At 57.7% G+C, this 5,735-nt stretch carries 3 protein-coding genes; all 3 read right to left on the reverse strand.

Annotated features, from left to right (window positions below):
- Positions 1–1,227, reverse strand: a 1,227-nt coding sequence (zapA, locus tag FE783_RS37060; protein WP_476638934.1) for a cell division protein ZapA, incomplete at its 3' end; no start/stop codon positions are given.
- 183 nt (positions 1,228–1,410) lie between these two features.
- Positions 1,411–3,843, reverse strand: a complete 2,433-nt coding sequence (gene pheT / locus FE783_RS37065; protein WP_138884422.1) for a phenylalanine--tRNA ligase subunit beta — start codon at positions 3,841–3,843, stop codon at positions 1,411–1,413.
- A gap of 127 nt (positions 3,844–3,970) precedes the next feature.
- Positions 3,971–5,005: a phenylalanine--tRNA ligase subunit alpha gene (gene pheS / locus FE783_RS37070; RefSeq protein ID WP_138884423.1), complete on the reverse strand. Its 1,035-nt coding sequence runs from the start codon at positions 5,003–5,005 to the stop codon at positions 3,971–3,973.
- Between the last annotated feature and the right edge of the window lie 730 nt (positions 5,006–5,735).

Genomic DNA, 5,735 nt, shown 5'->3' on the forward strand with positions numbered 1-5,735 from the left:
CGCTTCCTCGCTTCTGCTCCGCTCGGCGACCAGCGCTTGCTCCGCTTTCTCCCGCTCCGCTTCCAGCGCCGCCTTCAACGCTTCCTCGCTTCTGCTCCGCTCGGCGACCAGCGCTTGCTCCGCTTTCTCCCGCTCCGCTTCCAGCGCCGCCTTCAACGCTTCCTCGCTTCTGCTCCGCTCGGCGACCAGCGCTTGCTCCGCTTTCCCCCGCTCCGCTTCTAGCGCCACCTTCAACGCTTCCTCGCTTCTGCTCAGCTCGGCGACCAGCGCTTGCTCCGCTTTCTCCCGCTCCGCTTCCAGCGCCGCCTTCAGCTCTTCCTCGCTTCTGCTCCGCTCGGCCGCCAGCGCTTGCTCCGCCTTCCGGCGCTCTTCCTTCAGCGCTTGCTCGGCTCTGCGCCGTTCTTCCTCAATCGCCTGCTTCGCTTTGCCGCGCTGCTCCTCGAGTGTCTTCTTGTAGGATTCCTGCTGGGCGACGAGCTCCTGCAGCAGCTGCTCTTCCTGCTCCATCATCTGCTTCCGCTTCAATTCGAAGCTTTCCAGCTGCTCGCGGTTCGTATCCTCCAGTTGACGATACGTTTCCTGCAGCTGACCGTACGTCTCTTCGAGCTGAAGGTTCGTCGCTTCCAATTTGCGATTGCTCTCGCCAAGCTGCAAAACGTCCTTCTCCAAAGCTTCGCTTCTGATCTCCTGGCCGCTTACCTTCTCCTCGAGCAAAAGGTTCGCTTCCAGCAGCTGCTCGGCCGATTCCTGAACCTTCGCCAATTCCTTGGCGTGCTGTTCGGCCAAAGCGATCCGGCCCTGGCGTTCCGCTTCCAGCTCCCGTTCCGCAAGGCCCGCTTGCTCCCGGATGCGCTCGGCTTCGGCCGCAAGCTCTTTCTCTTTTTCGCGAAAACGGATCGAGTCTTGTTCGGACGACTCCTGCAAGAGACGCAGACGCTCCTCCAGCGCGGCATAGCTTGCTTGGAGCTCCTTTCCGGCCTGCAGCTGCTGCTGAACCTCATCGACCTGCGTTTTCATCTTGAAAAATTCGTCCGCCATATTCACCGACGCCAGTACGGCCAGGCGCGGCGTGTCCAAACGGGGAAACATTTTGGCCATTTGATGCATCTGGTCGTTGACGTACTCGGCGATTCTCTTCGTGTATCCGGCGGTTGAAGCACCCATTAACTTATATTCTGTCCCATATATATCGACTGTAACTCGTATTTTATTATCGCCCGTATTCATATCGGCACTTCCTTTCCATTCCGACTCACGGAACATGACATGGCAGGGCGGCTGCGGCTGAAATACCCCAAAAAGATGACGATAACTGTCGAAAAACAACGACGATTTTTTGGGGAACAATTCCAAAAACAACAAAGCCGGCCCATCGCTTATTACATTCGATGTGACCGGCCCTATTTCCTTCTACTTGCGCAACTCCGCGCCGAATGTTTGTTCAAGCGCCGTAACGACTTTGCCGTGCAGTTCCGCTACTTCTTCGTCAGTCAAAGTACGGTCCGGATGACGGTAAACGAGCGCGAAAGCAACGCTCTTCTTCCCGCCGCCGAGCCTCTCTCCGGTATAGATGTCAAACACTTCGATCGATTCTAGCAGCGCGCCCGCCGTATTCCGGGCCGTGCTCCGGATTTCCCCGACCGGCACCCCGGCGTCTACGACGATCGCCATATCCCGTCCGATCGACGGATATTTCGGCAGCGGCTTGTATTCGATGCGGAAGCTGGCATGCTCGATCAGCGGCTCCAGCTCGATCTCGAGCACGTACGTATCTTCCAGATCCTTTGTCTGCTGCAAGGCGGGGTGCAATTGGCCTAGACGCCCGATCGTGCCGGAGCCGATCGCGATTTCCGCAGTCCGCCCCGGGTGGAACCCTTCCGGCTGTGCGGACGAATACCGGACTTCCTCGATACCGAGGGCAGAGGTCAGCTTCTCGAATACGCCCTTCAGGTCGTAGAAATCCACTTTCTCCGCTTTGCCGCCCCAATGCGCCGAGGAGCGCTTGCCTGTCCAGACGACGCCCAGCATTAGTTTCTCCTGCGGAAGAGTAGTCAAAGCATCTTCGGACGTAACGAACACTTTGCCGATTTCGAAAACGGCCACATCGTCCATATTGCGGTTCCGGTTGTACAAGGCTGTGTCCAGCAAATGAGGCACGAGACTCGTACGCAGCACACTACGCTCCTCGCTCATCGGCATCGACAAGGCGATCGGCTTCGCGGACGGATACATGCCGCGGAATGCCGCGATCTGCTCCGGATGCGTGAACGAATACGTAACGACCTCATGCAGCCCGCTTTCGGTGAGCAGCCTGCGCAGCGTGCGGCGGATCGACTGCTCCCGGGTCAGCGAGCCCGGCGTTGTCGCTCCGAGAATCGGGGTGACCGGAATGTTATCGTACCCATAAAGCCGCGCGATTTCTTCGATAACGTCGACGTCGCGCGTAATGTCCCCGCGCCGAAGCGGAACGTGTATGTGCCACTCTCCGTTGCTCTTGTCCTCGTATTGAAAATGAAGCCGGTTCAAAATCACCTTGATCTCGAGGGAGGATAGCTCCGTTCCGAGATAGCGGTTGATTTTATCGAGCGAGATCCGTACGGTAACGGGCTCCGCATGATGCGTGACGCTTTCCGCGATGCCTTCGCTAATGCCCCCGCCGGCCAGCTTCGCGATAAGCGATGCGGCCCGGTCCAATGCCGGAATGACCGCATCGGCGTTCACTTCCTTCTCGAAGCGCAGCGAAGCTTCCGAACGAAGCCCGAGCTGACGGGACGCTTTGCGGACCGTACCGCCGTCGAACTTGGCGGATTCGAGCACAATCGTCGTAGTCTCCGCGGAAACTTCCGAATTGGCGCCTCCCATCACGCCGGCCAGCGCGATCGGCTTGACGCCGTCGGCTATAAGCAGCATATGGGGAGCAAGCGTCCGCTCGACGTTGTCAAGCGTGACGAACTTCTCGCCTTCGCGGGCGAGCCGTACTTCGATGCGTCCGCCCTCCAGCTTGGCGGCGTCGAAAGCATGAAGCGGCTGTCCGTATTCGAGCATGACGTAATTCGTCACATCAACGATATTGTTGATCGGGCGAACGCCGGCAGCCGTCAACCGGCTTTGCAGCCAGAGCGGAGAAGGGCCGACCTTCACGCCGGATATGATTCGGGCCGAGTATCGGCTGCACTGCTCCGCGGCGGTAATATCGACGTGCAGCTGGTCCGATGTTTTCGTTTGCGATGGGTGCAGGCCGACCTCGTCTTCCGGCAGCAGCACGTCGCGGCCGAGGATGGCGGCGATCTCGTAAGCGACGCCGATCATGCTCAAGCAGTCGGAACGGTTCGGCGTCAAGTCTAGCTCCATGACCTCGTCGCCGATGCCGAGCACCTCGAGAATCGAAGCACCGACTTGCGTATCTTCGGGCAGCACCAGAATGCCCTCCTGCTGCTCTTTCGGAAGAAGCTTCTCGTTAAGTCCGAGCTCCTTGGCGGAACAAATCATGCCCATCGACTCGACGCCCCGCAGCTTCGCCCGCTTGATCTGCAGGCCGCCGGGAAGCTCGGCTCCCACAAGCGCTACCGGAACCTTTTGCCCGGCGTCCACATTTTTCGCACCGCACACGATTTGCAGCAGTTCGCCCTGGCCCGCGTCGACCGTACAGACGCTCAGCTTATCTGCGTCCGGGTGCTTTTCCCGCGTTTTGACGTAGCCTACGACTACATTCGTGACCCCTTTATTCCGATTCTCCACGGTATCGACTTCGATCCCGCTGCGGGTCAGCTTCTCCGCCAGATCGGAAGCGGTGTACCCTTTCAGGTCCACATATTCCGACAACCATTGATAAGAGACTTTCATGTCCCGATCACTTCCTTCCTTTGGTTAGGGAACTTTAACGGAATAACGTACCTGCTCTCTGACAACCGGGACTAGTCGGTCCACATAGCCCCGGTCGTCAGTCAAGGCGGTAATTCCGTTAAAGTTCTTAAATGTGCACGAACTGCTTCAGGAAACGTACGTCGTTCGTATAGAAATGACGAATGTCATCGATGCCGTATTTCAGCATGGCGATCCGCTCGACTCCCATACCGAAAGCGAAGCCGCTGTATTCGGCCGGATCGTAGCCGGACATTTCCAGCACGCGCGGGTGCACCATGCCGGAGCCGAGAATTTCCAGCCAGCCGGTCTGCTTGCAAGTCCGGCAGCCGTGTCCGCCGCACATCATGCACGAAACATCGACTTCCGCGCTCGGCTCAGTGAACGGGAAGAAGCTTGGGCGCATGCGGATGCGCGCTTGCTTGCCGAACATTTCCTGCACGAACTGGAGCAGCGTTCCTTTCAGGTCGCTCATCCGGATGTGGCGGTCGATGACGAGTCCTTCGATTTGCGTGAACACGTGGGAATGAGTCGCATCGTCGTCGTCCCGGCGGTATACCCGGCCCGGGCAAATGATTTTGACCGGCACTTCGCCCTGCTTCTTCTCCATCGTCCGCACTTGCACCGGGGACGTATGCGTCCGCATCAGCAGCTCCTCGGTAATGTAGAACGAGTCCTGCATGTCGCGCGCCGGATGGTTTTTCGGCAAGTTGAGCGCTTCGAAGTTGTAATAGTCCTTCTCCACTTCCGGTCCTTCGGCGATCGTATAGCCCATGCCGATAAAAATGTCTTCGATCTCTTGAATGACTTTGTTCAACGGATGAACCGCTCCATGGGGAGCCGGCCGGCCGGGCAGAGTCACGTCGATCGTTTCCGCTTTAAGCCGGTTTTCCGTCTCGGCCTGGGCGTAACCGGCTTGCTTCGCTTCGATCACTTCTTCAATCGCGGCGCGCACGTCGTTGGCCACTTGGCCGATGATCGGCCGCTCTTCGGCGCTTAAGGCGCCCATACCGCGCAAAATTTCGGTGAGCGGGCCTTTTTTGCCCAAATATTTGACTCTCAGGTCGTTCAGCTGCTGGGCGTTCTCCACCCGGTCGAGCTCTTGCAGCGCCTCGACTTTAAGCGCAAGCAATCGTTCTTTCATCTGGATTCCTCCTTTGTTTATCCCCAAAAAGTGAAGCAAAGCAAAAACCGAACGCAAAAAAGCACACCCATCCCCGTAAGGGACGAATGTGCCGCGGTACCACCCTTGTTAAGACGTGCTGCCGCCGAACGCGCCGATCCGCATCGACAGCGGACTTCGCAGGCAGCGAATAACGTCTTCGCTTGACCGAGTTAACGGCTCGGACCGGTTCCCCCTACTTGCCGGTTCGCGTCGGTCAGCTCTAGAACTGCCGTACGTCCGGTTTCAAAGGACTGCTCGGGAGCGAACTTCGGCAGCCGGTTCCATTAGGAGCGCTCTCAATCTCCGGCGCTCCCTCCCTGTAAGGAGGCGCTGCGTACTCTTCTCCGTCGTCGCATTTGAATATTTAACACGTATTATATGCAATTTGGCGAAAAGTTGCAAGCCGGGATGCCCTGCTATACCGGCTTAATAGGCATGTTCCTCCGATAAGGTACATTTGAACACTATTTTGTCCCGACGCTGCGCGTACAGCTGATATAGTGTTCATTTGCACCTTATTTCTACCCGCCGGCCCCGTTTCCACGCGAATTGGTGGACAACTCCGGCCGATAAGGTACATTTGAGTTACTACTTAGGTTCCATAATCATCCAAAACGAAATTCACCACAAAGAACGGAGGTTAGGGAGGTGAGGACCGGGAGGCCTTGCTTACGGAGGGTAGAGATAAAACTGCGGGCACGAGCAAACT

This window comes from Paenibacillus mesophilus (genome assembly GCF_005938385.1).
Lineage (GTDB): Bacteria > Bacillota > Bacilli > Paenibacillales > NBRC-103111 > Paenibacillus_AB > Paenibacillus_AB mesophilus.